Annotated in this window: 11 protein-coding genes and 1 pseudogene; 6 read left to right on the top strand and 6 right to left on the bottom strand. The window is 62.4% G+C overall.

Annotated features, from left to right (window positions below; genetic code table 11):
• Nucleotides 1–395 precede the first annotated feature (395 nt).
• Nucleotides 396–4,205 carry a methionine synthase gene (metH, locus tag NKJ23_RS33220; RefSeq protein WP_352457871.1) on the bottom strand — a complete coding sequence of 1,270 codons (3,810 nt, stop codon included), beginning with the start codon at nucleotides 4,203–4,205 and terminating at the stop codon, nucleotides 396–398.
• A gap of 857 nt (nucleotides 4,206–5,062) precedes the next feature.
• Here metH and NKJ23_RS33215 point away from each other — a divergent pair.
• The 6 genes and pseudogenes from NKJ23_RS33215 (at nucleotide 5,063) to NKJ23_RS33190 (ending at nucleotide 11,539) form a co-directional block, all read left to right on the top strand.
• Nucleotides 5,063–5,947, top strand: coding sequence for a sugar phosphate isomerase/epimerase family protein (locus NKJ23_RS33215; RefSeq protein ID WP_352684936.1), 885 nt, complete (start codon nucleotides 5,063–5,065; stop codon nucleotides 5,945–5,947).
• A 251-nt stretch (nucleotides 5,948–6,198) separates the two neighbouring features.
• Entirely contained in the window at nucleotides 6,199–7,431 is a 1,233-nt protein-coding gene (locus NKJ23_RS33210; protein ID WP_352620812.1) for an ROK family transcriptional regulator, read from the top strand.
• A gap of 258 nt (nucleotides 7,432–7,689) precedes the next feature.
• Nucleotides 7,690–8,691, top strand: a complete 1,002-nt coding sequence (locus NKJ23_RS33205; RefSeq protein ID WP_352620810.1) for a tagatose kinase — start codon at nucleotides 7,690–7,692, stop codon at nucleotides 8,689–8,691.
• The gene (locus tag NKJ23_RS33200) at nucleotides 8,688–10,001 is read left to right on the top strand and encodes a D-tagatose-bisphosphate aldolase, class II, non-catalytic subunit (protein WP_352684932.1); all 1,314 of its coding nucleotides are present in this window, start codon (nucleotides 8,688–8,690) and stop codon (nucleotides 9,999–10,001) included. Before NKJ23_RS33205 ends, NKJ23_RS33200 begins: the two co-directional genes overlap by 4 nt.
• Entirely contained in the window at nucleotides 9,998–10,726 is a 729-nt protein-coding gene (locus NKJ23_RS33195) for an SDR family oxidoreductase (RefSeq protein WP_352684930.1), read from the top strand. Before NKJ23_RS33200 ends, NKJ23_RS33195 begins: the two co-directional genes overlap by 4 nt.
• 39 nt (nucleotides 10,727–10,765) lie before the next feature.
• Nucleotides 10,766–11,539 (top strand): annotated as a pseudogene (locus NKJ23_RS33190) (SDR family NAD(P)-dependent oxidoreductase).
• Between the two features lie 435 nt (nucleotides 11,540–11,974).
• Here the strand turns inward: NKJ23_RS33190 and NKJ23_RS33185 are convergent.
• The 5 genes from NKJ23_RS33185 to NKJ23_RS33165 are packed head-to-tail and all read right to left on the bottom strand — an operon-like array spanning nucleotide 11,975 to nucleotide 16,458.
• Nucleotides 11,975–13,012, bottom strand: a complete 1,038-nt coding sequence (locus NKJ23_RS33185) for an ROK family protein (protein ID WP_352684928.1) — start codon at nucleotides 13,010–13,012, stop codon at nucleotides 11,975–11,977.
• A complete protein-coding gene (locus tag NKJ23_RS33180; RefSeq protein WP_352684926.1) occupies nucleotides 13,012–13,734 on the bottom strand; it encodes a ribulose-phosphate 3-epimerase in 723 nt (240 codons plus the stop codon). The genes NKJ23_RS33185 and NKJ23_RS33180 overlap by 1 nt, the downstream gene beginning before the upstream one ends.
• Entirely contained in the window at nucleotides 13,731–14,564 is an 834-nt protein-coding gene (locus NKJ23_RS33175; protein WP_352524745.1) for an alpha/beta fold hydrolase, read from the bottom strand. Before NKJ23_RS33175 ends, NKJ23_RS33180 begins: the two co-directional genes overlap by 4 nt.
• Complete coding sequence (locus NKJ23_RS33170) at nucleotides 14,564–15,382, bottom strand: sugar phosphate isomerase/epimerase family protein (RefSeq protein ID WP_352684923.1); 819 nt, start codon at nucleotides 15,380–15,382, stop codon at nucleotides 14,564–14,566. The genes NKJ23_RS33175 and NKJ23_RS33170 overlap by 1 nt, the downstream gene beginning before the upstream one ends.
• On the bottom strand, nucleotides 15,382–16,458 hold the full coding sequence (locus NKJ23_RS33165; RefSeq protein ID WP_352684934.1) for a Gfo/Idh/MocA family protein: 1,077 nt from the start codon (nucleotides 16,456–16,458) through the stop codon (nucleotides 15,382–15,384). Before NKJ23_RS33165 ends, NKJ23_RS33170 begins: the two co-directional genes overlap by 1 nt.
• Between the last annotated feature and the right edge of the window lie 170 nt (nucleotides 16,459–16,628).

Below are 16,628 nucleotides of genomic sequence, written 5' to 3'. Positions count from 1 at the left end.
CCGCCTTGATGCGGGCGCACCAGCCGCTGTTTCGCGGCGAGACGCCGATCCGGTAAGCCTCAGGCATCGATCGGCCGCCAGTGGAGCCGCACGCTGGCACTCATGCCCTGGCCGGGCTCCAGCGCCGTCAGGCCTTGGCCGTGATGCGCGTCGACCGGATCCGACACCGGTTCTCGACCGCTAGCTAGCGGGTCTAAGCGATTGGTTTCATTGTCAGCTTCCGTCCAGACTTGTTGCGGGAATGCTCACCGCGTCCCATACTCCTGCTATGGAGATGCCTAGGATTTTCGCCATCTCTGCATCTTCTTGCCGCCTGCCGCCCAGTGGGTGAGCGGCGCGCCCGGCAAGGCTTGAATACAGGACGAATTCCACTTTGAAGCTGGTACGCCGACAATCTATTCAGCGGCCTCAGCGACCTGCACTGGGATGTAATTCAGGATGGGCCCGAGCCACTGCTCGACCTCCGAAATTGACATGTCTTTGCGCCGTGCATAGTCCTCCACCTGATCGCGCTCGATCTTGGCCACCCCGAAATAATAGCTTTCCGGATGGGCGAGATAGATGCCGGAGACCGACGAGCCGGGCCACATGGCATAGCTTTCGGTCAAGGTGACCCCTGCGTTGCGTTCGCCGTCGAGCAGCCTGAACAGCGTCGCCTTCTCGGTATGGTCGGGCTGCGCCGGATAGCCGGGCGCCGGCCTGATGCCGCAATAGGGTTCGCCGATCAGATCCTCCGGGGCCAGGTTCTCGTCCGGCGCATAGCCCCACAACTCTTTTCGGACACGCTCGTGCAGCCGCTCGGCGAAGGCTTCGGCGAAGCGATCGGCGAGCGCCTTCACCATTATCGAGGAATAATCGTCATTGGCCCGCTCGAAGCGCTCGGCGATCGCCACTTCCTCGATGCCGGCGGTCACGATGAAGCCGCCGAGATAATCCGCCTTGCCACTTTCGAGCGGCGCGACGAAATCCGACAGGGCGACGTTGGCCTTGCCGTCGCGCTTGGTCAGTTGCTGGCGCAGCGTGAAGAAGGTCGCCAGCTCTTGCGAACGCGTGTCGTCGGTGAAAAGCCTGATGTCGTCGCCGACGGCATTGGCCGGCCAGAAGCCGATCACGCCCTTCGGTGCGAACCATTGTTCCGCGATGATCTGCTTCAGCACCGCTTGTGCATCCTCGAACAGCTGGCGCGCCGCCGGCCCCTGTGCCTCGTCTTCGAGAATCTTCGGATAGCGCCCCCTCATCTCCCAGGTCTGGAAGAACGGCGTCCAGTCGATGTAGCGGGCGAGTTCGGCGAGGTCCCAGGTCTCGAAAACCTTCAGCCCAAGGAAGGAGGGGTTTTGCGGGACATAGCCCGACCAGTCGATCTTGTGGGCGTTTGCCCTTGCCCTGGCGAGCGGAAGGCGCAGCTTGTCGGCTTCACTACGCGCATGCGCGTCCGCCACCTTGCGGTACTCGGCGCGTACCGTATCGACATAGTCGCCCTTTGCCTGGTGGGACAGCAATGACGAGACGACGCCAACGGCGCGGCTGGCATCTGTGACGTAGACCGTCTGGCCGCGCTCATAGCGCGGGTGGATCTTGACCGCCGTGTGAACGCGGCTGGTCGTCGCCCCGCCAATCAGCAACGGAATGTCGAAACCTTCGCGCTCCATTTCGGAGGCGACATGCGCCATCTCGTCGAGCGACGGCGTGATCAGGCCGGAGAGGCCGATGATGTCGACGTTTTGCTCGCGCGCCGTCCGCAGAATCTTAGTCGCTGGCACCATGACGCCTAGATCGATGATCTCGTAGTTGTTGCAGGCGAGCACGACGCCGACGATGTTCTTGCCGATGTCATGGACGTCGCCCTTGACCGTCGCCATCAGGATTTTTCCGGCGGTCTGGCGTTCGCCGGTGTCGATGCCGTTGGCGGCGTTGGCCAGCTTCTCGGCTTCCATGTGCGGCAGCAGCCCGGCGACCGCCTGTTTCATCACGCGCGCGGACTTGACCACTTGCGGCAGGAACATCTTTCCGGCACCGAACAGGTCGCCGACGACGTTCATGCCGGCCATCAGCGGGCCCTCGATGACATGGAGCGGCCGCTCGGCGGCAAGCCGCGCCTCGTCGGTATCGGCGTCGATGAACTCGGTGATGCCGTTGACCAGCGCATGCGAAATGCGCTTGTCGACAGTCCACTCCCGCCAGGCGAGATCGCGTTCCTTGGCCTCCTTGCCGGCGGTTCCCTTGAAGCGCTCGGCAAGTTCCAGCATCCGCTCGGTGGCGCTGCCGCCGCCCGCCGGCTGGCGGTTGTTGACGACGTCCTCGCAGGCTTCGCGCAGTTCCGGATCGATCGATTCGTAGACTGCAAGTTGGCCGGCATTGACGATGCCCATGTCCATGCCGGCCTGGATGGCGTGGTAGAGGAACACGGCATGCATGGCCTCGCGCACCGGTTCGTTGCCGCGAAACGAGAAGGACAGGTTCGAGACGCCACCCGAAATGTGGACGTGAGGTAGGGTCTGGATGATTTCCCGCGTCGCCTCGATGAAGTCGACCCCGTAATTGTTGTGCTCGTCGATGCCGGTGGCGATGGCGAAGATGTTCGGGTCGAAAACGATGTCTTCCGGCGGGAAGCCGGCCTGCTCGGTCAGGAGCTTGTAAGCGCGGGTGCAGATGGCGACTTTTCGCGCCTGCGTGTCCGCCTGGCCTTCCTCGTCGAACGCCATGACGACGACCGCCGCGCCATACGCGCGGACGAGTTTCGCATGGTGGAGAAAAGCTTCCTCGCCTTCCTTCATCGAGATGGAATTGACCAGCGGCTTGCCCTGCACGCATTTCAAGCCAGCCTCGATGATCTCCCATTTCGAACTGTCGATCATCACCGGCACGCGGGCGATATCCGGCTCGGCGGCGATCAGGTTGAAATACTCGACCATCGCCTTCTTCGAATCGATCAGGCCCTCGTCCATGTTGATGTCGATGATCTGGGCACCGTTGGAGACCTGATCGCGCGCGATGTCGAGGGCGGCAGGGTAGTCGCCGGCGGTGATCAGTTTCCTGAATTTCGCCGAGCCGGTGACGTTGGTGCGCTCGCCGACATTGACGAACGGAATTTCCTTGGTGAGCGTGAAGGGTTCCAGACCTGACAAGCGCATTTTGCGCTCGATCTCCGGAATGGCGCGCGGCGGATATTTCCTCACTGCCGCTGCGATGGCGCGGATGTGATCCGGCGTCGAGCCGCAGCAGCCGCCGACGACATTGACCAGTCCCTCGCGCGCAAAACCCTCGATCTGCGCCGCCATGAATTCCGGGCTCTCGTCGTAGCGGCCGAACTCGTTGGGCAGGCCGGCATTGGGATAGGCACAGGTGAAGGTGTTGGCGACGCCGGAAATCTCGGCGACATGTGCGCGCATGGCGTTGGCGCCGAGCGCGCAGTTGAGGCCGACCGTGAACGGACTGGCGTGGCGGATCGAATGCCAGAAGGCCGTCGGTGTCTGGCCCGACAGCGTGCGGCCCGACAGGTCGGTGATCGTGCCTGAGATCATGACCGGAAGATGCACGCCCTTTTCGAGGAAGATCTCGTTGCAGGCGAAGATCGCCGCCTTGGCGTTCAGCGTGTCGAAGATCGTCTCGATCAGGATGATGTCGGCGCCGCCGTCGATCAGGCCGCGCAACTGCTCGCCATAGGCGATGCGCAGATCGTCGAAGTTGACGGCGCGATAGCCGGGGTTGTTGACGTCCGGCGACATCGAGGCGGTGCGGTTGGTCGGTCCCAGCGCGCCGGCGACGAAGCGTCGCTTGCCGTCTTCCTGTTGGGCGCGAATGCACGCCCGCCGCACCAGACGGGCACCGTCCCGGTTCAGGTCATAGACCGCATCCTCCATGCCGTAATCGGCCTGGGCGATCGACGTGGAGGAGAAGGTGTTGGTCTCGATGATGTCGGCGCCGGCAATCGCGTACTGGTAGTGGATTTCCTCGATCGCTTTCGGCTGCGTCAGGATCAGCAGGTCGTTGTTGCCCTGTTGATGGCAGGCGCAGCCGACGAACTTGTCGCCGCGGAACTGTTCCTCGTTGAAGCCATGCCCCTGGATCTGCGTGCCCATCGCGCCGTCGAGGATGAGGATTCGTTCGCGCGCGGCCGATTCCAAGGCAGAACGAATCTCCGATCCATCCGCCTTGGCGACAACGGGTCCGAAAAGGGAATCCAAGGAGGATTCAGAATGCACCACGGTGAGCCTCGGCTTCCAAGATCACACACCGTGACATAAACATATCTTTATGTCAAAATATGATGTGCTCATCGTAACCTTTGATACGTCATGGCAGGCATCACGCTGGTCATTAGCCCCACTGCCAATGCGGCAAGGCCTATTCCGAGTTCATGTCTCATCTTTCACTCCTCCAAAGAATCTTGAATGTCAGTCCGTCATTTCGCAGTCATGGCAATGTTCCTTCTCGCCAGACCGGAAACCTCCTGGCCATCAGAGGCATTGTGGGTGCCCCGCCTCCGCGATTTCCTCCAATCGGCCCGGTGGCGCCTCCCGGCTTGATCCAAATTTAAGACGCCAGCGCACGGGCACTGGCCCTATGAAGATTCATCGCTTTTCGTGCCCGCACCCGAACAGAAAACTCCCCTCAGGTGCTGGCCTTGGGAGGCAACATTTTCTGCTGTTTCGAATTGCCGGCTTGGTCTCAACTCACGGACCGAGTTGGCCATATTCATGCGAACGAGCACAGAAGAGCGCTATCAGCCCATCTGTCGCGAAGAGCGGAGAAATTGGATCAGGGCAAGTTAATTTCCTCCTCCACGTTTCGCTGGTTGGGCAGCGTTATATGTTGTTCTTGGCAACAAATTAAACGGTACGGGAATTCTGTCAAGCCAAAAAACCCGCCGAGGCAGCGGCCCCGGGATTCCGCGTATTATCCTCTGCATATTTGCGTGGATGATGCTCGATCCGGTTAGGAGTTGCCGCGCGCACAAGCATTAGTTGCGCCGTCGAGGACCTTGACATTTGTCACGATGGGGGCATTTTTGTTGTCCTTGTCAACATTTATAGAGTCGCCAGTACCCAGGAGGAAACAGCCGATGCGCAGATTGGGCATTCATTCGTTCGTATGGACCGGCGGTGGCACTCAGGCCATGCTTGAAGAAGCGATGGAGAATTCGGCTGCGTGCGGTTACCGGCTGATCGAGTTTGCGTATCTTCAACCCGAAAAGTTCGACATCTATCGCCTCGCCAAGAAGGCTCAGTCGTTAGATCTCGAAATCGCCGTCACCATGGGCCTGCCCTTGGGCGCCGATGTGTCGAGCGAGGACGGCGCTGTCGTGAAGGCAGGTGAGGAATTACTCGCGAATGCAGTCGCGGCGGTGCGGGACATCGGCGGCACCAAGCTCGGGGGCATTCTCTATTCCGCGCATACGAAATACTCGATAATGCCGAGTGATCGCGGCCGCAAGAACAGCATTGCAGCCATTGCCAAGACGGCTGACGCAGCAAAGAAGGCCGGCGTCGATCTGGTCCTGGAGGTCGTCAACCGGTTCGAGACGAATCTCTTGAACACGGCGGCTCAGGGCCTCGACTTCATCAAGGCGACCGGCTCCGATCACGTCACGCTCCATCTCGACACGTTTCATATGAACATCGAAGAGGCCAATCCAGCGGCGGCCATTCGTCTCGCGGGCGACAAGATCGGCTATTTTCACATCGGCGAAAGCAATCGCGGCTACCTCGGCGATGGAGTGATCGATTTCGATCGCATCTTCGACGCGTTGCTAGACATCGGCTATAACCGCGACATCACCTTTGAATCGTTCTCCAGCGCCGTGGTCGATGAGGGTCTGTCCCTCGCATGCGCCATATGGCGCGATACCTGGACCGAGAACATGCCGTTGGCAAAGCACGCCAAGGCCTTCATCGACCTGAAAATGCAAGAGGCGGTTCGTCGGCGAACGACGAATGCCCGTCCATAAGTCGAGGACAATCTGATTATGCGGCAGTGCGGACCCTCTGCCTAAGGCGCCCTGCTCCGCGGTCTTCAGCGCTGTAGTGCTGCGGTTTTTTCGCTGTTCATCGGCAGCCTCGGATCCGTGAGACAGAAGCTTCGGGGGATGCGTGTTCAATAAGATCGCGCCAGTTGCTGCACGCCTGCGCGGCGTGTACCAAGTGAGCGCGTTGTGGTTGCGTTCGGCTTGCGGACCGCAGGTAACCTGGAGAGACCTAAGTGAATGACCCGGCGCTGACCGCCAGTTCAAATCGCAGGATTCGACAAAACAATGAAGTGGCGGCTCTAAGAGCCCTTCATCAATTTGGACGTCTCACTCGAGCCGAACTCGCGCGCAAGTTACGGCTTAACCGCTCTTCGTCGGGGCATATCATCGCGAGCCTGACGGCTGACGGTCTGGTGCGCGAAGCAATTGAGGATCTGCCTGAACAAGCGGGCTATGCCCGAGCCGGCCGTCCCGGCATCATGCTGGAGCTTGTGCCGGATGCTATTTTCTTCCTTGGGGTCGAGATCGGTGTCGAGCATATCAGTACGGTAGAGATCGATCTTGGAACCAATATCGTTTCGACGAATGTGGAACCGTTTGATGGTCCGTCGATCAACGTAGAGGCCGCGGTCGACCGCGCCGTGAGGCTGGCTCTCCAATCTATTCCTGTGTCAAAACTGGAGCGATGTGAAGGCGTTGGCGTATCAACCCCGGCGCAAATGGATAAGAATGGCTTCGTCCACTTTGCGCCGCTTCTCGGCTGGCGAAATGTTCACCTTGCAAAGCTGGTGAGAGACGCCCTGCCGATTCGTGTTCCGGTCCTTGCCGAGAACGATGCCAACGCATTCGCGATCGGCGCGACTTACGGGCGCAGCGAGGTGCATTCCGGCGTCACGCTTTTTCTCGTTATGGAGAGCGGTGTCGGCGGCGGCATTATCGTTGACAGCAGCCTTTTTCGCGGCGCCAACGGGCTGGCGGGGGAGATTGGGCACTTGATTATCAGCGACGCGCCAGGCCCGCGCCGCAATCTCGAACAACTAATCGGCCTTGAAAACATTATGGCCGATTATCGCAAGACCTCCGCCCTCAGTGATCCGACATTCGGCAACTTCCTTTCCGATGTCCAAAACCGGTTGCCCAGCGCCGTCTCAACAGCCGAGGACTGGGCAAGGGCTTTGGCAATAGGCCTGGTGCAGACTTGCCGAATCATCGACGCCGACAAGATCGTGCTAGGCGGTTCGGTCGCCGCACTCTATCCCTTGATGGCTGCCAGGGTCGCTGCACACATCCATGCCATACAGGAATCCAGTTTCCCGTTCGCATCGATCACAATGAATGATGAAGGAACTGTCGGTTCCGCCTTCGGTGCGGCCTGCATGTTACATCAGCGATACTTGTCTCTGCAAAGCCAGCGTTTCGCCGACGGTACGGCGGAACTCGAAGGGGCAGAGGAAGACGAAGACTAATGTCCAGGTTCGGCACTGCCGAACCGATGCTGCTGCTCGGGCTACCCGTCTGATCGCGATTTAGAACGCCATTGTGGCGTGTCCGTCTCGATTGATTAATATGTTGCATAAAGCTACAAACATAATTAATGTAGCCTCTGGAGGAGCATCCCGCATTCCCATCGTGGCCGTCTCGGGTTGTCGTTCGCTGTGGAGCGAGCGGCCGCAACCTCCAGGCGCGTGCTCCAGTCAAAAGATGTGCGCTAGCCGAGTTGTATGATGCCCGCAGATGCGATTTTAAGTCAGACCAAGCTCGCACCCGACGCACTAGGGCCGACGGTGGTCATCGGCGAGATCCTGGTGGAGATCATGGCTAAAAGTCGCGGCGACGGCTTTCTCGAGCCGATAGAGCTTATCGGCCCCTTTCCCAGCGGCGCGCCGGCGATTTTCATCGATCAATGCGCCAAGATCGGCGGGTCGGCGGCAATTGTCGCCTCGGTCGGCGATGACGATTTCGGCCGCATCAACATTGAGCGGCTCCGGTCTGACGGCGTGGACGTATCGGCCATCTCGGTCAGCCAGGATTATCCGACCGGAAGCGCGTTTGTTCGCTATCGCAATGACGGCTCGCGCGACTTTGTCTTCAACATCGGAAAATCGGCGGCGGCCCTGGTGAGCCTGACGGTTGAAGCGAAGGCGCTCTTCGAGCGGGCTGGACACCTCCACGTCATGGGTAGCGCTTTTGCCATCCCGGGTATCTGGGAGACGATGGATTATGCCATCGGCGTCATCAAGCGGCGCGGCGGCTCCGTTTCACTTGACCCGAACTTGCGCAAGGAATTGCTCGGGCTCGGGCAGACGCAGGAGCGCTTCGCCAAGCTCGTCGATGTCGCCGACCTTATCCTGCCCTCCGGCGACGAATTGTTCATGGCAGCTGGAGTTGATGGTGAATCTGCCGCGGTCATCGCGCTCTTTGGGCGCAGTGTGACAGAGATTGCGCTTAAACGCGGCGAACACGGATCAACATTCTTCGGTGCTGACGGCTCGCGGATTGATTGCTCGGCGTTCAGGGTTGCGGAAATTGATCCGACGGGCGCTGGCGACTGTTTCGGCGGCGCTTACGTCGCTTGCCGCCGTCTCGGCATGCCTGTGTTCAAAGCCCTAGAGTATGCCAATGCCGCGGGAGCCCGCAACGTTACTATTCAAGGTCCGATGGAAGGTGCCGCCTCGCGTCGGCAGCTTGACGAATTCATCGCCGTGACCCCGAGAAACGCTCGATGACCGGTCTCCTCAAAAGCCTGGCGCCGGCGCGGCGCAATGGTTCGCCGATAGGCGTCACGTCTGTCTGCTCAGCGCATCCATTGGTCATTCGGGCAGCAGCGCGCAATGCTGCACGCTTCTCCGACATGCTTGTGATCGAAGCAACCTGCAACCAGGTCAACCAGTTCGGTGGCTACACCGGAATGCTGCCCAGCGATTTTGTTCGTCTCGTCCAGCACATATCGGCAGAAGAAAAGCTTCCGATGGAAAGGATCATCTTCGGTGGGGATCACCTTGGGCCAAATCCGTGGCGCGAGGAACATGCCGGCGCAGCGATGGCGAAGGCAGAAGAGATGGTCACGGCGTACGTGTCCGCCGGCTTTCGAAAGATCCACCTCGATGCTTCGATGGGATGCGCCGGCGAGCCTGCCGCGCTCGACGACGCCAGAACGGCGGAGCGTGCAGCGCGGCTGGCCTTGGCGGCAGAGCGCGCGGCGCGCGCCGCAGGAGATGAGGCCCCGGTCTACATCATCGGCACCGAGGTGCCGACGCCCGGCGGCGCCAACCATGCAATCAGCGACATTGAGCCGACCAGCGTAGCGGCGGCGACGCACACGATCGATGTTCATCGCGACCTGTTCCTGAAGCAAGGCTTGGCCGATGCGTTCTCACGCGTCATCGCACTGGTGGTCCAGCCCGGCGTGGAGTTTGGCAATGAGAATGTGGTCCTTTACGATTCCGCCAGGGCACGCGGGCTGACGCGGCTGCTCGAGCAGGAGCCTGGCCTGGTCTACGAGGCGCATTCAACCGACTACCAGGGACGAACATATTTGCGCCAATTGGTCGAGGACGGCTTCCCGATCCTGAAAGTGGGGCCGGAATTGACCTTCGTCCTGCGCGAGGCGCTCTACGCGCTGGACCTTATCGCGACCGATCTTTTGCCGGACTACGGAGCCCGTCCACTCTATCAGGCCATGGAGCGATTGATGCTGGCCAAACCCGGCAGTTGGCAGGGCCACTATCACGGCTCGGAAGCCGAACAGCGCATCCAGCGCCATTACTCGTTCTCGGACCGCATCCGGTATTACTGGAACCAGCCGGAGGCGGAAGCAGCGGTCGCGAGCCTGACCGCGACCCTGCACGGCAAGACGGTGCCGCTCACGCTGTTTCGCCAGCATCTGCCCGCATTCGAGGCGTTTGCAGGCAAACCGCTCGAGCCGACCTCGTTACTGATCGCCTCGATCCAGCGCAGCCTGGACGAGTACCGCTTCGCCTGCACGGGCGAGGCACTCAACACCGAAAGCAACCCGACGGATGGAGGACGAAGATGAGCGAACAACTCTCTGGAAAGGTCATTGCAATCACGGGCGCGGCATCGGGTATCGGCCTTGCTTGTGTCCGTGGTTGTCTCGATGCTGGCGCGCGGGTGGTCCTGATCGACTATGCGGATGAGAAACTGCGCAGCCTGGCTGCTGATCTCGGCGAGAACGCGATTCCTTTGAGGGTGGATCTCACCAATCCGGAAAGCGTGGCAGGCATGATGCCCGGCATTCTGGACAAGGTCGGTCACCTCGACGCCTTCCATGCCAATGCCGGCGCCTATATCGGCGGCGATTTCATTGATGGTGATCCGGACGCCTTTGACGGGATGCTGAACCTGAACGTCAATGCCGTATTCCGAACGGTCCATGCGGTCCTGCCGCACATGATCGAGCGGGGCACGGGAGACATTGTCGTCACCAGTTCCGTTGCCGGCCATACCGCAATACCATGGGAGCCGATCTACACCGCTTCCAAGCACGCAGTTCAAGCGTTCGTCCATGCGCTGAGGCGACAGGTGGCGAAGCACGGCATCCGTGTCGGCGCGATCGCCCCCGGACCGGTACTGACGCCCCTCGTCGCCGACTGGCCGAAGGAGAACCTCGACCGGGCGATGGCGGCCGGAAATCTGTTTGGGCCGAAGGAAATTGCCGAAGTCCTGCTGTTCATGCTGACCCGGCCGAGAACGGTGACAATTCGCGATATCGTCATTCTGCCGACCAACTTCGACATTTGACACGTAGCGTCTCGGCATCGAAATTCGGGGAGGTAGGCCATGTATCAAGCGCGCTTCAGGGTGGACAACGAGATCGCCGTGGTGACCGGCGGAGGCAGAGGTATTGGCCTCGCATGCGCCGAAGCGTTGGGCGAGTCCGGAGCGCATGTGGTCATCATAGAGCCCGACGAGCAGATCGGCAGTGCTGGCAGGGATGCACTGACTGCGAAAGGCTACTCGGCCGAGCTGATGCTCGGTGACGTCACTTCGTCAACAAGGATGAGCGAGATTGCTGACACGCTCGCCACTCGGGGCAAGCCGGCTTCGATTCTCGTCAACAATGCCGGCGTCGGCAGCAGCGGCATTTCGTCGGAAGATATCAGTGATGAACTCTGGCTGTGGATGATGAACGTCAACATCAACGGCGTCTTCTGGTGCTCGCGCGCTTTCGGCCGCCACATGATCGCGGCCGCCCGCGGCTCAATCGTCAATCTGGGTTCCATGTCGGGCACGATCTGCAACCGGCCGCAGCCGCAAACACCTTACAATGTCTCCAAGGCGGCCGTGCATCACATGACCCGCTCGATCGCCGCCGAATGAGCGCCTCATGGCGTGCGGGTTAACGCGGTGGCGCCAACCTACATCGAAACGCCGATGGTCCTGGCGATTCCGGAAAACGCGCCGCGTATAGAAGCGTGGTTGCGAGACACGCCAATGGGCCGCATGGGCCAGGCGCACGAAGTCGCCAGCGCTGTCCTGTTCCTCGCTTCCGACGCGGCCAGTTTGATGACCGGAGCCGTCGTACCCGTCGATGGGGGATTTACGTGCTGGTAGGACCGTAGCAGCCAAGAGTTTCCTCCCGGTCACTTCTCTCACCGAAGCTCGAGCTCGAGAAGGTGGATGCGGCTTCGGCCGCCGGCACATCGCCTTAGGTAACCTCGGCGCCGATCGCAGCCAGCGCGAACCACGTCGAAATCCTTGTCCCCAACCAACAGTCGAGCCGCCCGCCAGGCACCGCCGACCAATGTAGATCGGCAATCTGTCAGCAAAATTAATGACGCCTCCGCACGGGCGACGCTGGCCGAGCCCTGCTTCGAACGGTCATGCCGCCGCTGGGCAGTTCGCAGTCTCGCCGCGACTACCAGAAGGCTTGTATGCGCCCATTGCGATGGCGCGCACCTCCAGCGGTGTAGTCGAGCAGAGTCGCCTGGTCGTGGACTAATGACCTCGACGGATCTGTAGGATTTGCGCACGCCGCTCAGCTTGAGCTCAGCCATGGCTTGCCTCCCGGGCACCGGCACGTTTGGTCGTGTCGTTGTTGTTTTCGTCATCTTGCGCCATCGCCAGCGGCGCGCCTGGTTCGCCTTCCCACAGGATCAGGCTGGCGGCGCCGATCAGTCCGGCCTGATTGCCGAGTTGCGCCGGCACGATGGGTACGTCCCGGTAGGCGGGCATCGCCCGCTGCTCGACGACCGCCCTGATGCTTGGAGCCAAGAGGTCGAAACCGTTGGCGAGACCGCCACCCATTACGATCAGGTCCGGCGAATAGAGATGAAGCAGATTGGTGAAGCCGATGCCCAGCCAATTCGCCTCCGCCTCGATGAGTGTGCGCGCGCGCCCGTCGCCTGCACGCGCGGCATCGACCACGTGCCTGGCCGAGATGTCGCCGTCGGCCGAAAGGCGCCGCAGCAGCGAGCCGTCGCCCGGCGCCGTCAGCGCCGTGGCGCGCCGCCCGAGCGCGGTTCCGGAGGCGACCGCCTCGAAGCAGCCGACGGCGCCGCAGAAGCAGCGGTCTCCTTCGCCGGTGATGGTCATGTGGCCGATCTCGGCCGCCAGCCCGCGCCGGCCATGATAGACGTGACCCTCGGCAACGACGCCACCGCCAATGCCAGTCGACACGGTGACGAACACCATCGACCCGGTGCCACGCCCGGCGCCGAAGCGCCATTCGCCGAGTGCTGCGGCATTGGCGTCGTTCTCCAGCCGCACCGGCAGACCGAAATGCTTGCCGAGAATGTCGATCAAAGGCACGTCGTGCCAGCCAGCCAGTGTCGGCGGTGCGATCACGATCCCGGCCTTGGGGTCGAGCGGCCCCGGTGCGCCGACGCCGATGCCGGCAACCTTGGCCTGTGGGTGCTGTGTCAGAAGGTCCCCGGCCAGCGCGATGATCTGGCCGATCACCGCTTCCGATCCCGCGATCGCCATCGTCGGGGCCGAAACATGGGCGATCACGTGGCCGCCGCTCTCGACCAGCGCGCCGCGCAGCTCCGTTCCGCCGAGATCGAAGGCAAGCGCAACCTTTGTCATCAGGCGGCAATCTCCAGCCCATGCAGCCAGGCCATGCGCTGCGCAAGGTCGGGGTCGCCGAATGCCAGCGATCCGAGCACCACGGTTTCGGCGCCGGCGGCGCGCAGGCGGGGCACCGTTTCGTGGCGGATGCCGCCATCGGCAGCCAAGATGATTTCGTTTTCTCGACCTGCTTTTCGCATCAGCGCCCGTGCCTCGATCAGGCGCGGGCCGGCCTGGTCGGACAGGCTCTGGCCCTTGACGCCGATGGATGTGCCGAGAAGCGTCACGAAAGCCACTTGCGACAGGAAAGGTTTGACCGCGGCCACCGGTGTTTCCAGTCTCAGCACCACCCCGGCCTCGACGCCGAGCTCACGCGCCAGCCGCACGGCGCGTAGGCCGGCCTCGCCGTTTTCCGCATGGACGCTGACAAGATCGGCGCCGGCCTCGATGAATTGGCGCGTCTGCTCCTCGACGATCTCCGCTTCAACCATCAAATGCACATGGATCGGCTTTGCCGTCAGCATGGCGATCCGCGCCACCAGGTCCGGAAAGAACAGGAAGCCCGGGGTGAAGCGGGCGTCCGCGACGTCGATGTGGTGGAGGTCGACAAAGGGATCTACGCGCTTCAGGTCGCGCTCCATATTGGCGAGGTCGGCCGACCACAGCGAAAACTCGCCGAGCAACCGGTTGCGCGGAAGGGCGGCGATGGCAGCGGGGCCGGACAGGGATTTGGTCGTCATAACGGGACAAGGCTCCGGATGTTGAAGTGAGCGTGAAGGAAGGTCGTGATCTCAGCCTGCAGCTCGGCGAAATGCCTGACGCTGTCGAGCGCCTTGGGAGAGATTTCCGCAAAGGTCGCGCCGGGGATCGCCGTGGCAAGTGTGCGCGCAGCCGGCAGCGGATGCACCGCATCCATGGCGTTGCCGATGACCAGCGTGGGGACGCCAAGGGCGGCGGCGTTGCTTTCAGAAACGCCCGGTCCGTCGGCGGCGATGTCGGCGAGGACCTGCGCGAATGGCGCGGCGTCCGGCCGGTCGAAATAGCCGAGTAATGAGGCGAGATTGTCGGGCGCGTGGCGCTGCAGGCGCTCGGCGGTTTCCGATTGCGCGAAGATCGTCCTGGCCTTGTCGGGGCCGTGGTCGAGGATGAGGCCGGCGACCTCGGCGATCGGCCGCAGGTTCACCGGCGCGCTGTCGAAAATCCAAGCCGGGCGTACAAGCAGCAGACCCGCGATGCGGTCCGGGTGGCGACAGGCAAGGCGCAAGGCAATGGCGGCGCCCATGGAAACGCCGCCGGCGACGAAACGGTCGAGACCGGCTTGATCGGCGGCGGCAACAACATCGTCCGCGAACATGCTCAGGGAAAACGGACGGCGGCTGCCCAGTCCGGAGGCGCCGTGCCCGCGGCATTCCAGCGTGATGCGCCGGAAGTCGGCACCGGCCGGGAAAGCCTGGGCGATTTGCGCCTCGCCGCCGCCCAGCCCATGCTGGAAGACGACGGCAAGCCCGTTGCCATTATCAGAAATCCGAAGCGTGGCGTCGTCGCGAAGCAGAGCGGCCAGGCGAGCCATCAGGTCAGCCCCATCAGGAAGCGAGCAACCCCTGGTGCCTCTTCGGCCGAGAGGCCATGTGTGACCAGCGGCCCGTCAAAGCCTGATGACTTCAGCCTGGCGACGAAATCCGGGAAATCGACGACGCCCCTGCCGGCGGTGGCAAAGCGCCCGTCGGCGAAGCGGTCCTTGGCATGCGCCATGGCGACGTGGCCGGCAGTGCGTTCGACGGCGGCGGCCACGATGGCGCTTGCTTCCTCGGGGCTCGCCTGTTCGAACAGGTTGGCCGGATCGAGCACGACGCGCAACCGCTTCGAGCCCATCTCGGCGATGAGGCGGACCGCATCCTGCGCCGAGGTCACGATGTTGGCCTGTTCGGGCTCGATGCCGAGATCGACGCCATGACGCTCGGCGAGTTGAAGCGCCTTTTCGATCTCGCCTGCCATGTCGTCCCATGCCTCACGGTCGGCGTTGTCGGGGTGATACGCCCACTGATCGCCCGCGTTGCGCGTTCCCGTGCACAGGGTGACGAGCGGAACAGCAAGGGACGCGGCGGCCTTGATGACCACGCCAAGCCGGCGCATGCCGTCGTCGCGCACCGCTTTGTCCGAATGGGCCATGTTGTAGGTGCCCGACAGCGCCACCAGGGCGACGCCGGAGGCACCGGATGCTGCCGCGATGGCGCTGATGGCACCGTCAGGTACCGCATCCGGCATCGACGGCAGGCCGGCGCAGGCAAGATTGAACTGGGTGACGGCAAATCCCGCGTCGCGCACCGCCGCCAGCACGCCGGCCGGCTCGCTGCCCGGGAAGGTCCTGGCGAACACCCCGACCTGCATCAGACCGCTCCCGTGACGGCAGCGATCTCGACGCGCAGCCCGCTCTCCACCGAGCGGGCGATCGCCACCATGGCGCGGATCGAGGCGAGGCCGTCCTCGACATCGGCGCCGCGCAGCGGCGCGCCGTCGAGGACCGTGTTGGCGAGGCCTTCGAGTTGCCGCCTGAAGAAATGGCCGTCGGCGCCAAGCGGCTTTCGCGCCGTCGCATCCTTCTCGTGAAAGATGTCGACCTCGCTCGCTCGAAAATACCAGGGATTGAAGGTCTTTGCGATCACGCAGCCGTTCTCGCCATAGAGTTGAAAGCCTTCGTGCCAGTCCATGCGGACGGCGACGGTGAGGTCGAGATGGCCGAGCGCGCCATTGGCGAATTCAGTTTCGACGAACCAGCAATAGGCGCCGAAACGCTCATTGAGGCGGGCGCGCACCGCGACAATCTCGCCGCACAGGAAGCGTGCGGTATCGACAAGGTGGGAGCCGTGCGCGAGCATGAAATACTGCCTGAGGTCGGCCTTCGGATTGCCGGCCGGCTTCTTTGCCAGCTTGCTGGTGACGGGCAGCGGCTGCACCGCATCGGTGTTGGTGTAGCGATGCGTGGAATCGCAATACCAGGCCTTCAGCGCCAGGATTTCGCCCATCTCGTCGCGGACGAAATCGCGCGCCGCTTCCAGTGCCGGGTCGAAGCGCTTCATATGTCCGACCTGCAGCACCTTGCCGGAGCCCTTAACCGCATCGGCGAGCGTCTCACCTTCCTCGACCGAGACGCCGATCGGCTTCTCGCACAGCACGTGCTTGCCGGCCTCGAGCGCCTTGATCGACATCGCAACGTGATAGGCGTCCGAGGTCGCAACGATCACCGCTTCCAGTTCAGGGTCGGCGAGCATCTCATCGTAGTCGCCATACATTTTTTCGGGCTCATAGGTCGCGCCCATGCGCGCCAGCAGGTCGGGAGCGGCATCGCAGATCGCGTAGAGGTCGGCATTCCGGGCTTTCACGCAGGATTCCAGATGGGCAAATTGCGCGATTGGCCCGCAGCCGAGCACACCGACACGAAGGCGACGGTCTTGCTTGCGGATGATCATGGTCTCTTCCTCAGGCGCCGTAGCCGCGCATCGTCTGGCGGTTGGTCTTGACCGCGGCCCCCCGATACGCGGCCCCGGGGGGGGGGTACGGTTGCCGCCCCCGCCCGCCCGAGGAAGCGGGGGGGGCCCCGGGGGAGGTGCTACCCCCCCCGGGTATGGAGCCCCCC

This window comes from Mesorhizobium sp. M0184 (assembly GCF_040322215.1).
Lineage (GTDB): Bacteria > Pseudomonadota > Alphaproteobacteria > Rhizobiales > Rhizobiaceae > Mesorhizobium.
The sequence above is the reverse complement of the archived record's forward strand: the minus strand, read 5'-3'. Positions and strand labels throughout refer to the sequence as shown.

What these genes read in the sequence shown, in the direction of transcription:
- NKJ23_RS33195 (WP_352684930.1), top strand. Translation starts at nt 9,998, where the DNA reads ATGAGCGAACAACTCTCTGGAAAGGTCATTGCAATCACGGGCGCGGCA.
- NKJ23_RS33185 (WP_352684928.1), bottom strand. Translation starts at nt 13,012, where the DNA reads ATGACAAAGGTTGCGCTTGCCTTCGATCTCGGCGGAACGGAGCTGCGC.
- NKJ23_RS33205 (WP_352620810.1), top strand. Translation starts at nt 7,690, where the DNA reads ATGCCCGCAGATGCGATTTTAAGTCAGACCAAGCTCGCACCCGACGCA.
- NKJ23_RS33170 (WP_352684923.1), bottom strand. Translation starts at nt 15,382, where the DNA reads ATGCAGGTCGGGGTGTTCGCCAGGACCTTCCCGGGCAGCGAGCCGGCC.
- NKJ23_RS33175 (WP_352524745.1), bottom strand. Translation starts at nt 14,564, where the DNA reads ATGGCTCGCCTGGCCGCTCTGCTTCGCGACGACGCCACGCTTCGGATT.
- NKJ23_RS33180 (WP_352684926.1), bottom strand. Translation starts at nt 13,734, where the DNA reads ATGACGACCAAATCCCTGTCCGGCCCCGCTGCCATCGCCGCCCTTCCG.
- NKJ23_RS33200 (WP_352684932.1), top strand. Translation starts at nt 8,688, where the DNA reads ATGACCGGTCTCCTCAAAAGCCTGGCGCCGGCGCGGCGCAATGGTTCG.
- NKJ23_RS33215 (WP_352684936.1), top strand. Translation starts at nt 5,063, where the DNA reads ATGCGCAGATTGGGCATTCATTCGTTCGTATGGACCGGCGGTGGCACT.